Origin of the sequence: Paenibacillus etheri (assembly GCF_001012825.1) — a bacterium.
Classification (GTDB): Bacteria; Bacillota; Bacilli; order Paenibacillales; family Paenibacillaceae; genus Paenibacillus_AQ; species Paenibacillus_AQ etheri.
The window spans coordinates 1-16,720 of sequence record NZ_LCZJ02000032.1 but is presented as its reverse complement, the minus strand read 5'-3'; the positions used below and the strand labels follow the sequence as shown (position 1 = coordinate 16,720).

Genomic DNA, 16,720 nt, shown 5'->3' with positions numbered 1-16,720 from the left:
TAGAATAGACAGAAATAGCTGGATTAAGACATAGATGGCAACGGGCGAATAACATTTTCATTCTGGGATGTGAGCTAATGGCTCATGAAAGTTTTTTGTGAAGGTGACAGTTGTCATCTTAAAGAAATGACAGTCCATACTAATGTCAGGTCTCCTTTTTCCATATGATTGAAACAGATCACAAGCATTCGGAATCGGAGGGGTTACGAAATGGACAGTGTTATTGAGATGAATGGAGTCAGTAAATTATATAAGGATAAGAAAGCAGTAGATCACATCAGCTTCAACATTGCTAAGGGTTCGATTACAGCTATTCTTGGACCGAACGGAGCAGGCAAAACAACGGCATTAGGAATGTTATTGGGGCTATTAGAGCCCACTGAAGGTACTGTGAAAATATTCGGCCAACATCCGAAAGATAAAGCGGTACGTGAAAAGACCGGTGCGATGCTGCAGGAGGTAAGTGTCATGGATCGGCTGAAGGTTCGGGAGATCATTGCGCTGATCCGTAGCTATTATCCACAGCCGATGGATATGGAGTTTCTAATTAAAGCCACAGGGCTTGCGCCAGCGGATTTAAATAGATACGCCGAGAAGCTCTCGGGCGGTCAAAAGCGAAGTCTCGGCTTCGCGCTAGCCTTGGCGGGTGATCCAGAGTTGATCTTTTTTGATGAACCTACGGTTGGACTTGATATTACTTCCCGGCGGCGGTTCTGGGATACGGTTCGTGGACTTGCGGAGCAGGGCAAGACGATTGTGTTCACGACACATTACTTACAGGAAGCTGAAGATATTGCGGATCGTATTCTGTTGTTTAGCAAAGGCCATTTAGTTGCAGACGGAAGTCCAGATGAGATAAAATCGCGGATTGTGAAGCGTTCGCTGTCCTTTTTACCAATAGGTGATCGATCTGAATTACGCAGAAGTCTAATGAAACTAACCGCTATTGAAGATTGTTATGAAAAAGAAGGTCGAATTCATGTGACGACAGACGATACGGATGAAGCACTGCGAGCGATTTTAGTTACTGGACTTCCCGTGAAGGATATTCGTATAGATCAGGGACGTTTGGATGACGCTTTTGAACAATTGACCATGAACCAAGAGGAGGCTGTCTAACGATGAGACTAATTACTGTACAGTGTAAAGCCGAGATGCTGAGGATCATCCGAAATCCTTATTACGTATTCTGGTCACTCTTCATGCCCATTATGTTCTACTTTATCTTCACCCGCGTGGTTAATACAGGTAACGATGACCCGACTTGGCGCGCTCACTACTTAATGTCGATGGCAACCTTTAGTGTAATGGGCTCTGCGATCATGACGCTTGGCATCCGTTTGGTGCAAGAACGAACACAAGGCTGGACCACTTTTATTCGGATTACTCCGCTACCAGGTTCTGTCTATTTCTTCGGAAAAATGTTCGGGCAAACGATGATGCATCTGTTTTCGGTCATTTGTATTTTTATCGCAGGATATTTAATCAACGGTGTCTCCTTATCTGCGGGTCAATGGGTGCTTAGTGGGCTATGGATTCTGATCGGTTCCCTTCCATTTTTGGCGATTGGTACGCTTGTGGGTGCTATGAAACGGGTGGATACGGCCAGTGGAGTCAGTAACGTAATTTATATGGCGCTTGCTGTAGCGGGGGGCATGTGGATGCCAATTGAGATTTTACCACGTTTAATGCAGAAGATTGGTCATTGGTTACCTTCTTATAACTATGGAAATGGGGCGTGGGAGATTGTACGTGGCTCAGCCCCGCATTGGAGTAATGTCTTGATTTTGCTCGGATATTTGGTAGTTTTTATGTTACTATCGGTTTATATCCGAAAAAAACAGGAAGCGGTGTAAAGTAATGACCGAGCGTGGACAGTTCCAGTTATTTCCGAGAAGTCAGGGGTTTTTCCCTTATGTATGGGCTGTTTATCTAATTTTGCCCATCCTGAATTTGCGCGGAGAGACTGGAGTGAAGCTCATTCTAGGTGGGATTATGATAGCGGTGTTTGCCATCAGTTATCGCCAGCTGTATTGGGTTCGGGGTGGCGTGTTTAATGTTTGGTTAACGACTCAAATGGTGATTATCGTGGTGCTTAGCTTGTTCTATACGCCCTTTAATCTGTATATGGGCTTTTTCACCGTGAATTTTATAGCTTATTATACGGAGAATAAAGGGTTTAAAATTGCATTTACTTCTTTTGTTGTCATGGTACTTTCGGTGCTGGTCTTAGTAGGCCGTGAGTTGGAATGGGTTAGTATTATGTTCTTAATCCCGTTTATCGTTATTATGCTGATTATGCCATTCGGCGTAAGATCCATGCATCAACATCAGAAGCTGGAGAAAGAGCTGGATCAAGCCAATGAGGTGATTAAAGAGCTGGTGAAGCGTGAGGAACGAATGCGAATCGCTCGTGATTTACATGATACGCTCGGGCATACGTTGTCCTTGATTACATTAAAAAGCCAACTCGTAGAGAAGCTGGTGACCAAAAATACGGAGCGAGCCCAAGAGGAGGCGCGGGAAATTCAGCGTACTTCGCGTGCTGCGCTCCGTCAGGTGCGTGAGCTGGTGTCGGAAATGCGTGCGATCTCAGTAGCAGAAGAACTGGCAGAAACCGGGGAAATGCTGCGCACGGCGGAGATTGCCTTGGAAGTGGAGGGCGATATCTCGCTAGAGGGAGTATCCGATCTGACGCAAAATATTCTCAGCCTCTGTATAAAAGAAGCTGTGACTAACATTGTGAAGCATAGTAGAGCGGATAAATGCTTCATCGGGGTGGCAAAGACTGCCGGAGAAGTTCGAATTACCGTTAAAGATAACGGAATTGGCCTCCAGAACGGTGAGAGATGTAATGGTGAGCTTAGTGATGGAAATGGTATGAAGGGGATGGCGGAACGTCTATCCCTGATTGATGGCTCTCTGTCGCTAAGCTCAGATGAAGGTCCGGGAACTACCCTGATCGTTACAATCCCTCTAATCGTAAAGGAAGCAACAGGGGGTGAGAGTGCATGATAACCATCGTTATAGCGGAGGATCAACGTCTGCTTCGGGGAGCGATGGCTTCCCTGCTGGATCTTGAGGATGATATCGAAGTCGTCGGAGAGGCCTGTGATGGAGCTGAGGCGTTAGCTTTAATCGACAAGCTTCAACCGGATGTGTGTCTCATGGACATTGAAATGCCGTTCAAAAGCGGGCTGGAGGTTGCAGAAATATTGCGGAGTAAAGGTTGTCCGACTCGAATTATCATCTTGACTACCTTTGCCCGTCCGGGCTATTTCGAGCGTGGAGTGAAGGCTGGTATACAAGGGTATTTGTTGAAGGACGAGCCTGTAGATAAGCTGGCTGAATCTATTCGCCGTGTCATGGCTGGACATCGGGAGGTATCCCCCGAGTTAGTTTTTGGCAGCCTGCGGGAGGAAAATCCACTAACAGCACGGGAACGAGAGATTTTAAAGCTGGCTGGTGAAGGGCAAACGGCGGCGGAGATCGCTTTTTCGCTACATCTTTCTTATGGCACAGTTCGCAATTATATCTCTGAAATACTCAATAAGCTGGAAGTGAAAAGCCGAATTGAGGCGGTACGACTGGCAGAGGAAAAAGGCTGGATTTGAGGGGAGAAGGGCATTGTTATGCAAATATTTCTGATTCGTCATGGTGATCCGGACTATTCCATAGATGGTCTAACGGAATTCGGGCATCAGGAGGCAGCAGCACTGGGAAAACGCATGGCATCTATTGGTCTGGATGAATTATACGCATCACCACTGGGTAGAGCACAGACAACAGCAAGTTATGTGGCCAAAGAGACGGGACTCATAATTCAGACAGAACCTTGGACTTGTGAGCTGGATTGGACTGAGATTATGTTGGATGGACAAATGGCGTCTATATGGGATAGCCCCGGAGAACATATTAGCGAACTATCTAGTGGAAAGAGAGTATGGTCTGATGAAACAGATCATTGGTTGAAGCAAGAGGAATACAGATTGCGGTTTAGCGAATTACAAGCGGCTTCAGATCAATTCTTGCTTCGACACCATTATAAAAGAGAAGATGGCCTGTATCGGATCCTTGAGCCTTCTACCAAGAAGATTGGAGTAGTATGCCATGGTGGCTTTGGTCTCGCATGGCTAGCTCATTTATTACAGATTCCTTTAGCCTTGGCTTGGTCCGTATTTTGGTTAGCGCCAAGCTCGGTAACGACGATCTTGTTTGAAGAGCGCAGCGAGCACTTTGCGGTTCCTAGATGTATTGGACTAGGAGATGTTTCCCACCTTTATGCTGGCGGCATGAACTATCGCCCGAGGGGATTAATGGGCAATCATGTTTAAATTGAAAGATTAAGAACATCGCCTATGAAGTGAAAGGCCATCCCACAGAGGATGGCCTTTTTACTAGCTCTATGTGATCGGAACGAATAGGCTACTCTTCAACGTGGATTTAATTTCACCTGTGACCCTTTACCACCTGTCTGGATGCCAGTGTCCTTCGTTCCAACTTCCTTCAAGTCAGTCACTAGTCGCTCCAATACGGCCTTGGAGGCAGCGGCTTCTTTGGCGCCAGATGCCTTCACGACTAATTGCACTGGCTTGCCAGAACGGAGATGCTTCTCTGCCTGGCGAAGCTTCGTATCGTAATCATGCTCTTCAATATGAGCAGTGAAGCGCAGTTCTTTGACCTTTTCTTTGCTGCCGCCTTTTGATGCTGCACCACCACTCGCCTTGCGTGTTGCTACTGCTTCCTTCTGCGCAGCGGCTTTTGCCTTGCCCTTCGCAGTCAGGCTGCAAGGTGGCGGGCTGCTCATTAGTGAGGTGCATACCAGATCAGCACCTGCTGATCTGGCCATTGCCAATGCTTCTTCTCTAGATACAATGCCCAGCTTCTCGCCTCTAAGTCCTGTAAGGACTACTTCGGATGCTCTTATTTGTTCATTGATTAATACAGCCACTACTATGAATCCTCCCCTGATAACTGATGATAAAGCTATCATATATGGAACTAGCTTGAGGTTCAAATGTGAAGAGTAGGATTAGCGTTACTAATCCTCTCAATTTCCTCCTTTATGATTTGTAGGATTAGTTTTTTAGATGATGTTGCTAGATATTCTCGGTTGCGCCGCTGCAATATACCAACTTGAATGAACGGCTCGCTTAGTTCAACATCGATTTTTACGATATCTGTCATTAAAGATGTCGAATCAAGCACTACCCCTACCCCAGGGTTCTTTCTTACAAAATGAGGAATAGCAGAAATTTGGCTTATGGTGGATAAAGTGGGCTTTGATTCGAATCTCGAAAATTGCTTAGCTAACCGAAGGTAATATAAGCAAGTGCGTCCTCCAGCTATAATTGGATATTCAAGAATTTCTCGAAATGAAATATCGTCTCGTCCGCTTAAAGGATGATTTTCATCTACTATAAAAGCGATTTTCTCGTGATAGAGTGGTTCGAAGTAAAAGAAAGACAGATCGGACGGCTCACCGCAGATGGCGAAATCCAATTCACTTTGTAGGACGAGTTGCGAGAGGGAATCAGTGTTACCCTGAATGAAGTTACATTTCATCTTTGGTTTTAACTCATGAAACTTTCGCAAGGCGTTCGGTAGGACGGATTCCATCATGGATTCAATGCCTCCGATATGAAGTGTGCCAATTTCGTCATGCTGTAAAGCCTTGGTGATTTCTGTTACATAATTCCAATGTTGAATAAGGTTGTCGATTTCCGCTGCAAAGACTTGCCCAGCACTTGTCAGTTCTACTTCCCAGCCTCTATGAAAGAGTTGTATGCCAAGTTCTTTTTCAAGACGTTGAATTTGGTTGGTAATGGTAGACTGCGCATAATTCAACTTCTCGGCAGCGCGTGAGAAAGTTCCTTCTTGAAGGATGGTCTTAAAAGCCATCAGTTCTTTTAGATCCATCGGCTGTCACCTCTATCGGTATAATTGATTAAGATTATTATCTTATTCAATTATATAAATTAAAAGACTGAGAGTACAATAAAAGAATTCCAAAGAAGGAGTGAATTAAAATGCCATTCATTAGAGTTAGTTATTTGGAGCAACAATACGACATTCATCAGCTAGAAGGAATATGCAGAGCGATTATGAGTGCATTAATTCAGCATTTCCATGTACCGGAGGATGATATGTTTCAGGTTTTTCATGAGCATAAAGCGGGGGAGTTTTTTTATAGTAAAGATTATTTAAATATTGAACGAAGCGACGGACTAATATATATCCAAGTTACGCTAAAATCCGGAAGATCAACGGAGCAGAAAACAAGCTTTTACGCGATGCTAGCCGAGGAATTATCGATGACGCTAAACATCAGAAAAGAAGATATATTCATTGTACTCGTCGATACGGAATTCGAAGATTGGTCGTTTGGTAACGGTGTTGCTCAAATGCTACAACCTCCGGTTAGGAAGGTGTAATATGGAGCATCGTAAAGTCGCCACAAATGTACGGGAATCGTTAGGGGAGTTCGCTCCGGCATTTGTCGACTACTCGGAAAATGTGTTATTTGGGGACTTATGGAGACGTGAGCAATTATCACTTCGCGATCGAAGCATGATTACGATTTCTGCTTTGGTTATGGGAGGCATGACGGAACAACTCCCCTATCATTTGCGCTTGGCTTTAGAGAACGGATTACAACTTGAAGAAATCGTGGAGGCCATTACCCACCTTTCTTTTTATGTAGGTTGGCCGCGAGCCTCTTCAGCTCTAGAGGTTGCAAAGGATGTAATAGGGAAAAACAAATAACGTCTGACTTTTTAATCCCATCCGTAACCTTTGGGAACTTCATTGGCACTTGTATATAATACGGAAGAAGGGAGCGAGCAAAAGTATGCTTCAGTATATTGAAGAGGCAGGGCGAGGAGATCGTCAAGCTTTTGAACAGATTGTTAGGCACTTTACACCGATGGCGAATGCAGTTGCATATGAAAAGCTACACGATTATCAATTAGCGGAGGATGCTGTGCAGGAAGCCTTCACTGAAGCGTTCCTAAATTTGAATAAATTACGAGCAGTAGAGGCATTTCCGGGCTGGTTTAAAGCGATAGTGGCAAGGCAATGTTATCGAATTTTGCGAAGAAAGCAGCATCCTGCATTACCCTACGATGAAGCTGTGGAATCGACAGAATCTTCATGTAGTGTAGCGGACATTATTGAGAAAAAAGAAGCGCGGCGAATGCTTCATGAGTCTATAGCTGCATTAACGTCCAATATGCGGATCGCCGTTCAATTATATTACTTTCAGGGATATTCTCTTCAAGAGATTGCTGACTTTCTGGGGACTTCAGTCCCGGTATTGAAGAAGCGACTCTTTGATGCTCGCCGCAAGCTTAAGGGGGCGCTACCTGTAGCGGATGTCCTCTCCGTATTTAACCATTTGTACGAAGGAGGAAAAGGTGTGCTTCATATTGTAAACGGAGATGTAGTGGGAGATAAGCTGCGTCAAGGCATTGTGCAAGGTGATGTATTGGTTTGGAGAGAGGTCTATTCTCATGGACAGGTATTCTTAGAGCCTGCGGAACAGAATAACCGCTTAATACGAGCGCAATATTTGGAGCAAACGATGGGGATTCCGCAGATGGAATTCATACAGGGCAGTGAGAGTCAGGAAAAAATATTAGCTGACTTTCATAAATATGAGGAAGTGGTGTTATGGTTCGAGCATGATCTATTCGACCAGACGATGCTGTGCTATTTGCTCCATTGGTTCTCAAAGCAGAAGAAAGGATCAACGAAGCTGAGTTTATTGTGCATTGGAGAGTATCCTGGAATTGAGTTGTTTCGTGGACTTGGACAACTATCTGTAGAGCAAATGGAGACTTTATCAGGAACGTGGAAGTTAATCGGCGACAAGGAGCTAGAAGTAGGCCAATCACTCTGGGAAGCTTATGTATCACCGAATCCAGAAACGCTGCAACAACGCTTAACCACGGATACGTCCGCTTTACCATTTGCATATGACGCCTTCGTGGCACATTTATCACGTTTCCCATCAACCTATAATGGACTTGGGATTGTTGAACAGATGACCCTGGAGATGATTCATGCTGGCATTAAATCCCCATATGAGCTGTTCAAAAATGTGGGAGATAAGCTTCATATCTTAGGCATGGGCGATCTGCAATATTGGCATATTCTAAGACAGATGGCACAAGACCCATGCCCGTTGCTGCACAAGCGTGGCTTGAAGGAACTCCCCGGTTATAACGAACCAGTGATGCAAATTCAAGATAGTGAGGTTGAATTAACAGCATTCGGAAAGAAAGTAATGTCTGGAAAAGAGGACTGGGTCAAGAGGAAAGAGATCGATGAGTGGTATGGAGGGGTGCATCTGCAGGGCGTGACTCCGCGCTGGAGATGGAATTGGTCCTCGCAAACGATTCAATAATATAGGATTCTATCGACTCTATGTCGAAGAAAGGGCTGTCTCAAGAGTAGTGAATGCTACTTATGGGCAGCCCTTTAATTCAATCATTATTCATAAACGTCTTATGATAGGCGTTACGATATTGAGTCGGTGTTATGTTCTCGTATTTTCGGAAGAGGCGCATGAAATACTTATCGTCGGTGAACCCCGTCTCTGTCGCGATTTCCCTCACGCTGAGGGCGGTTCTGGTTAGCAGCTCCTTCGCTTTAGTCACACGTACTGAATGAATATACTCCAAAGGGCCCATGGAGGTATGTTGTTTAAATAGCCGAGCTAAATAATCCTTATTGTAATTGAATTTCTCCGCGATGATTCTCACAGTAAGAGGTTCGCTTGCATGTATTCTTGTCCACTCCGCTATTTTGACAAAGGTGACATCCTGCTGCGCACGGATTAGCTTACTGGCAAACGGCTGAAGCGCATGCTCAGACAGCTCAATTAAGAGTGAGGTCAGCAAATAATTAACACTGGAATAGGTCAAATACCCTGAGTTAGCCACATGGAGGATTTGATTCGCCAGGATATGAATCCGGTCACTGTGTTCGATCTTTATGAACTGTGGCAGATATAAATTATGAACGGACCATAAGCGATGTGTACGCGAAAAGATTTCTTCCGCCTCCGGTTTCATTTCCTCCTCACTCAGCAATACCCCCTCGCTTTTCAGCTCGAAATGAAACCAATAAAACTTAACCCCGGGCCGTGATTCTCTATAGCCGACATGCGTGCGATTAGGCATAAGCAAAAGAGCTTCGTCAGGGCCTACTTCGAAGCTTTTGTTCTCCTCACTTAAATAAACCGTTTCATTCACACCTATGATTAGCTCATAATTGCCCATTGCACGTTCTACATGTTTCCATGGCGTTTCGGAGATGAATTCACCTGCTGCCGTAAAATGAACAGGCACATCTGCATTTATTTTCAAATAGGTCATGCGGTCCTCCTAGCAATCAATAAGTCGGATTTGTCCACTATTTGTATGGCTGATCTACCGACAAATCAACGTTCCGATGTTATCTTATGGATACAAATATACACTTGTTATATCACCCTGACAAGATTGCGAGGGAGCGATTTCATTGAAGGCGCAAGCTTTTGATTTGCAGAATGTACGCATTGAGTCAGGTCCGCTTCTCCATGCGATGGAGTTAAATACGGATTATTTACGCAAGCTGGAGGCTGATCGGCTACTGTCGCGTTTTCGCGAATATGCTGGCTTAGAGCCTAAGGCTGCTCACTATGAAGGCTGGGAATCGCAAGGTATTAGCGGCCATACGCTAGGTCATTATATCTCTGGATGTGCGTTAATGTATGCCTCTACAGGGAATGAAGTGCTGCTCACCCGCGTGAATTTTGTAGTAGACGAATTAGAGTATTGTCAGGATGCGCATGGTAATGGCTTCATTTCCGGTATTCCTCGTGGCAAAGAGCTGTTTGAGGAAGTGAAGGTAGGCGACATTCGCTCACAGGGCTTTGACCTCAATGGTGGCTGGGTACCGCTGTACACGATGCATAAGCTGTTTGCGGGTCTCCGTGATGCTTATCGATTGGCTGGCAATCAGAAGGCACTTGTTATTGAAACGAAGCTTGGGCTGTGGCTTGAAGATATTTTTGCAGGGCTGAGTAAAGATCAGATTCAAGAGGTGCTGCGTTGTGAATTCGGCGGCATGAATGAAGTCCTCACAGATTTGGCAGAGGATTCTGGCGATGACCGTTTCCTCGCCTTAGCCGAAAGCTTTTACCATGGAGAAGTCCTTAATGATCTTGCCGAAGAAAAGGACACATTAGCAGGAAAACACGCCAATACTCAGATTCCGAAGATTATTGGAGCGGCAAGACAGTATGAGGTAACGGGACAGGAGCATTATGCAGGCATCTCTCGCTTCTTCTGGGATCGGGTCGTGAATCATCATTCTTACGTGATCGGCGGCAACAGCTATAATGAGCATTTTGGCGAACCGGATAAGCTGAATGATCGATTGGGAGAGGGTTCATGTGAGACGTGTAACACCTACAACATGCTGAAGCTGACAAAGCATATGTTCCAGTGGGATGGTTATGCCGCATATGCGGATTACTACGAACGTGCGATGTATAACCACATCCTTGCTTCACAGGAGCCGGTAGATGGACGTGTATGTTATTTCGTATCTCTCGAAATGGGTGGGCATAAGTCGTTCAACTCCCAGTTTGAGATCTTTACGTGCTGCGTAGGCTCAGGTATGGAAAGCCATTCTATGTACGGATCGGCGATCTACTTCCATAGTGAAGATGAGCTATATGTCAATCAGTATGTACCTTCAACGTTGACTTGGAAAGAGCAGGGCATCTGTGTAAAGCAAGAGACCAAGTTTCCTGAAGAGGGACAAGGCACCCTGCGTATCAGCACGGAGAAACCAACTAAATTCACATTGAAGCTAAGATACCCTTACTGGGCTGAGCAAGGCATGAGCGTTAAAGTAAATGGTGAAGACATTCCAGTGAATGTGGGTAAATCCAGCTACCTAGCTGTGGATAGAGTATGGCAGGATGGAGACGTTGTCGAATATGATATTCCGATGTCGGTAAGAATCGAGTCCATGCCGGATAATCCGAACCGAATTGCATTTCTCTATGGACCGCTTGTGCTTGCAGGTGATTTTGGACCTATAAATACAGAGCTAGGTAGTGATCGCGCCTTTACCTCCGTATTAATCGGAGATCGCGAGACGCTAACGGACAGCCTCATTCAGTCTAACGTTAGCAAAAATGTGTTCCGGATGAAAGGTTTAGGATATGCAGGTGACCATGAACTTCGTCCATTCTACCCTATGCATGATCATCGTTATTCCGTGTATTGGGATTTGTTCACGTCAGAGGAGTGGAAGCTGGTAGAGGCTGAATATCGCGAGGCTGTCGAGAATAATCTGCTACTTGAACAGCTAACCGTAGATTCGGTGCAACCTGCTGAAATGCAGCCTGAGCGAGACCATAATTTCGAAGGGGAGCATGTAGGCTTAGGCAAAATCTACAACCGCAAGTATCGCGATAGCTGGATCAATGGCTGGTTCTCTTTCACAATGGAAGTCTTGGCAGAGGAGCAAGTGGATCTGGTAGTAACGTACTTGAAGTCCAACGATACTTCTGTGGCCTTCGATATTACGGCAGATGGTGAACAGCTTGGAGTAGGTGTCCTTGAGTCTGAAGAGATGAACAAGCTGGAGACGATTCGTTACGAGCTTCCACAGATGATTACGAGCAGCAAATCAGCGGTTACGATCAAGTTCACTTCACATGAAGGACATAAGGTTGGCCAAGTGGCTAGACTACGTATCGTTAAACGTAATTCTTGAATAATAAGGCTTCGAGAATTATAATAGGAACAATTCTTTTAATTGGGGTGAAATGGATGTCTTTCCGTACCGTTACAAGGAACTAGTTATCGGGCTGGGTAAAACGCGTACCAGCTATCATGGGGGTAGTCTATCCTTTTGATTACATTAACTAGAGCTTTGAACGGTGCCATAGGCAGCTATTTCTATAGAGCCAGGCACTTAACCTATTTAACTTACAGTTGGATGGTGAGGGTTGCCTGGCTTTTTTGCATTCAATTGAAAGAGGAGGAAGAACGTTATGTTAAAAAAGAGTCTAGCTCATCTGAAATGGTGGATTTGCGGTTATATTTTATTGGGCTTTACTATTCAGCTGCTGAGTAGTTTAGGGATTGTAGTGTTTCAAAAAATATTAGACAAGGCCACGATGATCAACAGCTTTGGTGAAATATCCAATTTGATCATGGTGTATGGGATTTTGCTGGCTGGGGTGGTGATCCTAAATTATGTGGACGAATACCCTAGCGTGTATTTATCGAACAGTATAACGGAGAGATTAAAGATACTTGCACTATCTAAAATATCCAAAATCGACTATCAAGCCTATCAGGATATCGGCACAGGGCAGATGATCAAAGTAATCGAGAACGGGGCAGCGGCTGGAAACAGTATAATCTATTCCTTTTTCCTCAAAACATTACATGAGTTATTGCCCACTCTTCTGTTCAGTCTAATCTTTATTAGCTTCTATGATTTAAGGATCATGTTAGTCATAGCAGCTGGCTACGTGGTCGTCTTTCTAATAACGAATCTGCTGTTGAAATTTCTGTATGCGATGAAGGCTACCATTCTCCAGGAACAAGAAAAGATGTCCAGATTCTCTATCCGTGGCTTTATGGAATTGGTCGTCTTCCGAACTAATAAACGATATGAGAAAGAGATCGATAAGTTAAGTCAGACCGCACGCACTATCATTCATAAAAATGCCCAGCTGCAAATGATCCACGAAGCTTTTTTCGCGATATTCGAGCTGTTTGTCACGGTAATTAAAGTCGTCGTCTTGATTTATGGTGTGAAGAGCATTGTCGCAGGTGATAGCACTCTTGGTGTTATGGTCGCATTGTTTATGTTCATTGATAAGATTTACTCGCCGATTGCTATCTTCAATGTCCTCTTTGTAGATTACAGACTGAATAGAGTGACCTACAAGAGATTCGAGGAGTTTATTCATGCCCCAGAAGATAAGAATCTAGAACGAGGAGAAGTTATCACTGAGATCCACGGTAATATTGAATTTAGGGATGTATCTTTTGACTATGGACAAGTGAAGATCTTGAATAATCTGTCTTTTTCGATTGCGCGGGGAATGTCCGTTGCTATTGTCGGATTAAGTGGGGGAGGGAAATCTACCCTGATTAAACTGATCGTAGGCTTATTAAAAAAGGACAAAGGTGAACTATTATTGGACGGTAAGGATATCGATGAGATCCAGCTGGATAGCTACTATGATCATATCTCTTACTTATCACAGGACACGCCGATTTTTGATGCCACGATTAGGGACAATATTGTATTTGATGAGCATACCTTGTCCGATGAAGAGCTGTATGAGATTTTGGAGAAAGTTCATCTGATTGAAAAAGTAAGCCAATTACCGGATCGTTTAGAGACTTTAGTGGGTGAAAAAGGGGTCAAATTATCAGGTGGTGAGAGACAGCGATTAGCTTTTGCCAGAATCATTGCCCAAAAAAGAAATGTTCTAATTCTGGATGAGCCGGTGTCGGCACTTGATAATATTACGGAGCAAAGTCTCATGGAGACGATTTTGCAGGAATTTAAGGACAAAACTATCATCATTGTTGCCCACCGACTGAATTTTATAAAAGACGTTGATAAGATACTGGTAGTGGATCAAGGCTCGGTTGTGGGTGAAGGGAAGTTTGAGGATTTAATAGAACATTACGAAGCTTTTAAAGCGTTATGGAATAGAAAAATATCGTTTACAAATGCTGATTAAATTGTTAACCTCTTCTAAAAAGAGGTGCAATCTATGGCTTGGCCAACACATATTGTAGCGGTAGGTGGATTCGCAGAAAATGAACAAGGAGACATCCTTTTAGTAAAGACTCATCATGGTGGATGGGTATTTCCTGGCGGACAAGTAGAGGTCGGAGAGAACCTAATAGATGCATTAATTCGAGAAATTAAAGAGGAAAGTGGAATAGATGTCACGGTTTCTCAATTGATTGGTGTGTATTCAAATACAGGCATTCATAAATGGTATGACGGCGTGACGGATGTTCCTACCAAGGTCATGTTTGATTTTATATGCAAGCCCGTGGGTGGGGAATTATGTACCTCGGAGGAAACCTCTGAAGTGATGTGGGTGGCAAAAGAGAAAGTGCTTGATTGGATTACACAACCGGCTATTCGTACCCGCTATCAAGCATACTTGGATTACGATGGGAATACGAGGTATATGGATTATGTAACTGGAGGCAAGTTTGAAGTTAATTTGGATCGAACGGTGTAAAATAAAAGCGATAGGCCATCCTGCAAAGGATGGCTTTTTAAATATAAGAAAGAATAAGTTTCACGCGCCAAAGGCGTTTACGCTTGTTATGCTTTAATGCCCTCAAAGGCAGAGGTGATCAAATATTTCACAAAGGCTTCGTCTAGCTCATCCCCTGTGATCAGAAGCCGATAAAATATCGGTCCATAGAGCAGATCAATCGTGATCCCAATATCCAGATCCGCTTTTAATTGGCCTCGGGTCACCCCACGCTCCAACAACTGTCGTGCCTCCTGGCGGCGGGGAGCGAAGAACCTCGCACGATAGGCCTCAGCAAGGCCGGCATCGAATTGACCTTCGCCGATCAACTCGGTAATGATTTTTCCTTCTCGGCTGCGAAGAAAGCTGGCCAGATTTGTGGCATGGATTATAATATCGTCCATGACCGAACCTGTGTCTGGCACCGGCAGTCTTGCGGAAGCTGCAGAGAGGTAGCCGTCCATTACCACGGCTGCTTTGTTAGGCCACCATTTATAAATAGTTGCTTTGCTTACCTTAGCTCGTTCGGCAATTTTTTCTACGGTCACCGCACCAAATCCAGTCTCCAGCAGTAGATCATACGATGCTGCCAGAATAGAAGCCTCCGCTTCGTTATTGCGCGGCCGTCCTCTTTTTTTATCCATCAGAGATCCCTCCCGAATAATCTATCCTTTATTTAACTTGCGGTCTAAAAAGAAACTATACGTTCATTATACAAAAGGTTATGTGAAGTAGCCAATCACCTATTTACAAAACTGAACGTTCAGTATATATTTAAATTAATTATTGAACGGTGCGTTTAGTAATTAAAATGGAAGGGTGGAGATCTTATGAATCAAGGAAGACGAATGAATCGGGTAAGTTCAGTGAGTCCAGCGAAGGAACATTCAGAAGGAAAGACGATCTCTGGATGGATTACATTTCTACTGGCGGCCTCCTGCGGGCTAATTGTAGCCAATCTGTATTATGCCCAAACCCTGATTGGACAGATCGCTCAAGCTACGCATCTTTCTTCCGGTGCAGCGGGTCTGATTGTGACTTTGACCCAGGTAGGATACGTCCTTGGACTTTTGTTCGTAGTACCGCTTAGCGATATTATTGAAAATCGCCGCCTGACAGTGGCGTCGCTGGCTGTAGTGGTGTTGTCGCTGGTAGCGGCCACAATGGCTCCGAATGCAGCGATCTTTTTGGGAGCGTCCCTGTTCATTGGACTTGGTTCTGTAGCCGCCCAGATTCTTGTGCCTTATGCGTCTTTTCTGGCTGCTGAAGAGCAGCGCGGCCGGGTAGTCGGTAATGTAATGAGTGGGCTGTTGCTCGGCATTATGTTCGCCAGACCTGTAGCCAGCTTTGTCTCTGGATTGTGGGGCTGGCACGCGATTTATGCCATTTCAGCCGTAGTGATTGCCTTATTGACACTCCTATTGTCCCGTGTGCTGCCGCAGCGCCAGCCTGTGCCTACAATGAATTATGGTGGATTGATACGTTCTCTGGGAACTTTGCTGAAGAGTACGCCGGTGTTACGCCGCCGGGCGATTTACCAGGCTAGCCTGTTCGGAGCCTTCAGCCTGTTCTGGACGACGGTCTCTCTGCATCTGGCTGATACGTATCATTTAAGTCAGCAAGGCATTGCCTTGTTTGCATTGGCTGGAGTGGCTGGGGCTATCGCTTCTCCCATCGCTGGGAGACTGGCTGACCGGGGCTGGACCCGGTCGTTAACCGGCCTCGCGTTTGTGTTGGCGGCGTTGGCCTTTCTGCTGGCTTATCTGTTTCAGGATGATTCAAGAGTAACACTCGGATTGCTAGTTACCGCAGCCATCCTGCTGGATATGGGGGTATCGGGTAATCTGGTGCTTGGACAAAGGGCGATTTATTCCCTTGGCAACGAGGCGAGAGGACGTTTAAACGGATTGTTTATGGCGATATTTTTCGTAGGCGGAGCCATCGGCTCTTCACTGGGCGGCTGGGCATATGCGTACGGCGGCTGGAGTCTGACCAGCTTGATTGGTCTGGCACTGCCGATCTTGGCCTTCGTGTACTATTTAACGGAGAAGAAGTAAGCGTAAGGCTGTATTAAGGAAACTGCTCTCCGGGCTGGATATAGTCAGCCTAGAGAGCAGTTTTTACGTAAATATTGGATGGCTCAAGGACATAATTAGCACAGAGTTGCTCAAGATGTGATGATTGACTAATTAGTAACATATAACCGGTGGATAAACCTGCAAAAGCGGCTAGGCCCCCTAATTAAACTGGAGTCTTTACACCCAATAATCTAAACTTAAGTTAAAGGAGTGATCCAGTATGGGGAAAAGGTTGAATAAAGAAACGCAGCTTAACATCGTCAAAGAAGCGTTGGCTGGTATTAAGGTGGGGGTATTGGCTCGCATGTATGACATCCATCCTGAAACCATTCGT

16 protein-coding genes are annotated in these 16,720 nt (G+C 44.9%); 12 read left to right on the top strand and 4 right to left on the bottom strand.

Annotated features, from left to right (window positions below):
• Positions 1-210 precede the first annotated feature (210 nt).
• Genes UQ64_RS19775 through UQ64_RS19755 form a run of 5 tightly spaced genes read left to right on the top strand, consistent with a single transcriptional unit; the run spans position 211 to position 4,334 of the window.
• Positions 211-1,119, top strand: coding sequence for an ABC transporter ATP-binding protein (locus tag UQ64_RS19775; RefSeq protein WP_060625212.1), 909 nt, complete (start codon positions 211-213; stop codon positions 1,117-1,119).
• A gap of 2 nt (positions 1,120-1,121) precedes the next feature.
• Positions 1,122-1,856, top strand: a complete 735-nt coding sequence (locus tag UQ64_RS19770; protein WP_060625211.1) for an ABC transporter permease — start codon at positions 1,122-1,124, stop codon at positions 1,854-1,856.
• 4 nt (positions 1,857-1,860) lie between these two features.
• A complete protein-coding gene (locus tag UQ64_RS19765; RefSeq protein ID WP_060625210.1) occupies positions 1,861-3,015 on the top strand; it encodes a sensor histidine kinase in 1,155 nt (384 codons plus the stop codon).
• Positions 3,012-3,614 carry a response regulator transcription factor gene (locus UQ64_RS19760; protein WP_060625209.1) on the top strand — a complete coding sequence of 201 codons (603 nt, stop codon included), beginning with the start codon at positions 3,012-3,014 and terminating at the stop codon, positions 3,612-3,614. Before UQ64_RS19765 ends, UQ64_RS19760 begins: the two co-directional genes overlap by 4 nt.
• A gap of 18 nt (positions 3,615-3,632) precedes the next feature.
• Positions 3,633-4,334, top strand: coding sequence for a histidine phosphatase family protein (locus UQ64_RS19755; RefSeq protein ID WP_060625208.1), 702 nt, complete (start codon positions 3,633-3,635; stop codon positions 4,332-4,334).
• Positions 4,335-4,432: 98 nt separating this feature from the next.
• Here the strand turns inward: UQ64_RS19755 and infC are convergent, their stop codons facing one another.
• Both infC and UQ64_RS19745 read right to left on the bottom strand, forming a co-directional pair.
• On the bottom strand, positions 4,433-4,951 hold the full coding sequence (gene infC, locus UQ64_RS19750) for a translation initiation factor IF-3 (protein ID WP_060625207.1): 519 nt from the start codon (positions 4,949-4,951) through the stop codon (positions 4,433-4,435).
• Positions 4,952-5,013: 62 nt separating this feature from the next.
• Complete coding sequence (locus UQ64_RS19745) at positions 5,014-5,919, bottom strand: LysR family transcriptional regulator (protein WP_060625206.1); 906 nt, start codon at positions 5,917-5,919, stop codon at positions 5,014-5,016.
• 110 nt (positions 5,920-6,029) lie between these two features.
• On the opposite strand from UQ64_RS19745, the gene UQ64_RS19740 reads away from it, so the two are divergent.
• The 3 genes from UQ64_RS19740 (at position 6,030) to UQ64_RS19730 (ending at position 8,407) form a co-directional block, all read left to right on the top strand.
• Positions 6,030-6,434 (top strand): tautomerase family protein, encoded by a 405-nt coding sequence (locus tag UQ64_RS19740; RefSeq protein WP_060625205.1) that lies wholly within the window; start codon positions 6,030-6,032, stop codon positions 6,432-6,434.
• A 1-nt stretch (position 6,435) separates the two neighbouring features.
• Positions 6,436-6,765: a carboxymuconolactone decarboxylase family protein gene (locus UQ64_RS19735; protein ID WP_060625204.1), complete on the top strand. Its 330-nt coding sequence runs from the start codon at positions 6,436-6,438 to the stop codon at positions 6,763-6,765.
• A gap of 85 nt (positions 6,766-6,850) precedes the next feature.
• A complete protein-coding gene (locus UQ64_RS19730) occupies positions 6,851-8,407 on the top strand; it encodes a sigma-70 family RNA polymerase sigma factor (RefSeq protein ID WP_060625203.1) in 1,557 nt (518 codons plus the stop codon).
• A 79-nt stretch (positions 8,408-8,486) separates the two neighbouring features.
• Here the strand turns inward: UQ64_RS19730 and UQ64_RS19725 are convergent, their stop codons facing one another.
• Entirely contained in the window at positions 8,487-9,380 is an 894-nt protein-coding gene (locus tag UQ64_RS19725) for a helix-turn-helix transcriptional regulator (protein WP_060625202.1), read from the bottom strand.
• Positions 9,381-9,525: 145 nt separating this feature from the next.
• On the opposite strand from UQ64_RS19725, the gene UQ64_RS19720 reads away from it, so the two are divergent.
• From UQ64_RS19720 to UQ64_RS19710, 3 genes are all read left to right on the top strand, one after another.
• Positions 9,526-11,778 carry a glycoside hydrolase family 127 protein gene (locus UQ64_RS19720; protein WP_060625201.1) on the top strand — a complete coding sequence of 751 codons (2,253 nt, stop codon included), beginning with the start codon at positions 9,526-9,528 and terminating at the stop codon, positions 11,776-11,778.
• A 280-nt stretch (positions 11,779-12,058) separates the two neighbouring features.
• The gene (locus UQ64_RS19715; RefSeq protein WP_060625200.1) at positions 12,059-13,774 is read left to right on the top strand and encodes an ABC transporter ATP-binding protein; all 1,716 of its coding nucleotides are present in this window, start codon (positions 12,059-12,061) and stop codon (positions 13,772-13,774) included.
• 33 nt (positions 13,775-13,807) lie between these two features.
• Entirely contained in the window at positions 13,808-14,290 is a 483-nt protein-coding gene (locus tag UQ64_RS19710) for an NUDIX hydrolase (RefSeq protein ID WP_060625199.1), read from the top strand.
• Positions 14,291-14,376: 86 nt separating this feature from the next.
• Here the strand turns inward: UQ64_RS19710 and UQ64_RS19705 are convergent, their stop codons facing one another.
• Positions 14,377-14,952, bottom strand: a complete 576-nt coding sequence (locus UQ64_RS19705) for a TetR/AcrR family transcriptional regulator (protein WP_060625198.1) — start codon at positions 14,950-14,952, stop codon at positions 14,377-14,379.
• A gap of 186 nt (positions 14,953-15,138) precedes the next feature.
• Between UQ64_RS19705 and UQ64_RS19700 the strand changes: the two genes are divergently transcribed.
• Entirely contained in the window at positions 15,139-16,365 is a 1,227-nt protein-coding gene (locus tag UQ64_RS19700; protein WP_082651215.1) for an MFS transporter, read from the top strand.
• Positions 16,366-16,720 lie beyond the last annotated feature (355 nt).